We start from the raw sequence: 1,413 nt of genomic DNA on the forward strand, positions 1-1,413 counted from the left end.
TGAGACCTGATGCCGAGCCGATTGTGGTGAAGTGGATGATCCTATGCTGTCGAGAAAAGCCTCTAGCGAGTTTCATGGCGGCCCGTACCCTAAACCGACTCAGGTGGTCAGGTAGAGAATACCGAGGCGTTCGGGTGAACTATGGTTAAGGAACTCGGCAAAATGCCCCCGTAACTTCGGGAGAAGGGGGGCCATCACTGGTGATCCGATTTACTCGGTGAGCTGGGGGTGGCCGCAGAGACCAGCGAGAAGCGACTGTTTACTAAAAACACAGGTCCGTGCGAAGCCGTAAGGCGATGTATACGGACTGACGCCTGCCCGGTGCTGGAACGTTAAGGGGACCGGTTAGTGCACTTTCGGGTGTGCGAAGCTGAGAACTTAAGCGCCAGTAAACGGCGGTGGTAACTATAACCATCCTAAGGTAGCGAAATTCCTTGTCGGGTAAGTTCCGACCTGCACGAATGGCGTAACGACTTCTCGACTGTCTCAACCATAGGCCCGGTGAAATTGCACTACGAGTAAAGATGCTCGTTTCGCGCAGCAGGACGGAAAGACCCCGGGACCTTTACTACAGTTTGATATTGGTGTTCGGTTCGGCTTGTGTAGGATAGGTGGGAGACTGTGAACTCTGGACGCCAGTTCAGGGGGAGTCGTCGTTGAAATACCACTCTGGTCGTGCTGGATGTCTAACCTGGGTCCGTGATCCGGATCAGGGACAGTGTCTGATGGGTAGTTTAACTGGGGCGGTTGCCTCCTAAAGAGTAACGGAGGCGCCCAAAGGTTCCCTCAGCCTGGTTGGTAATCAGGTGTTGAGTGTAAGTGCACAAGGGAGCTTGACTGTGAGACCGACGGGTCGAGCAGGGACGAAAGTCGGGACTAGTGATCCGGCGGTGGCTTGTGGAAGCGCCGTCGCTCAACGGATAAAAGGTACCCCGGGGATAACAGGCTGATCTTCCCCAAGAGTCCATATCGACGGGATGGTTTGGCACCTCGATGTCGGCTCGTCGCATCCTGGGGCTGGAGTCGGTCCCAAGGGTTGGGCTGTTCGCCCATTAAAGCGGTACGCGAGCTGGGTTTAGAACGTCGTGAGACAGTTCGGTCCCTATCCGCTGCGCGCGCAGGAGTCTTGAGAAGGGCTGTCCCTAGTACGAGAGGACCGGGACGGACGAACCTCTGGTGTGCCAGTTGTCCTGCCAAGGGCATGGCTGGTTGGCTACGTTCGGAAAGGATAACCGCTGAAAGCATCTAAGCGGGAAGCCTGCTTCGAGATGAGGACTCCCACCCCCTTTGAGGGGTTAAGGCTCCCAGTAGACGACTGGGTTGATAGGCCAGATCTGGAAGCCCGGTAACGGGTGGAGGTGACTGGTACTAATAGGCCGAGGGCTTGTCCTCAGTTGCTCGCGTCCACTGTGT

1 rRNA gene is annotated in these 1,413 nt (G+C 56.3%); it reads left to right on the forward strand.

Annotation, left to right across the window (positions count from 1 at the left end):
- A 23S ribosomal RNA gene (locus tag AB0J02_RS43585) occupies nt 1–1,392 on the forward strand; the annotation flags it as partial.
- Nucleotides 1,393–1,413: the final 21 nt, after the last annotated feature.

The sequence above is a fragment of the Streptomyces sp. NPDC050264 genome, assembly GCF_040655895.1.
Lineage (GTDB): Bacteria > Actinomycetota > Actinomycetes > Streptomycetales > Streptomycetaceae > Streptomyces.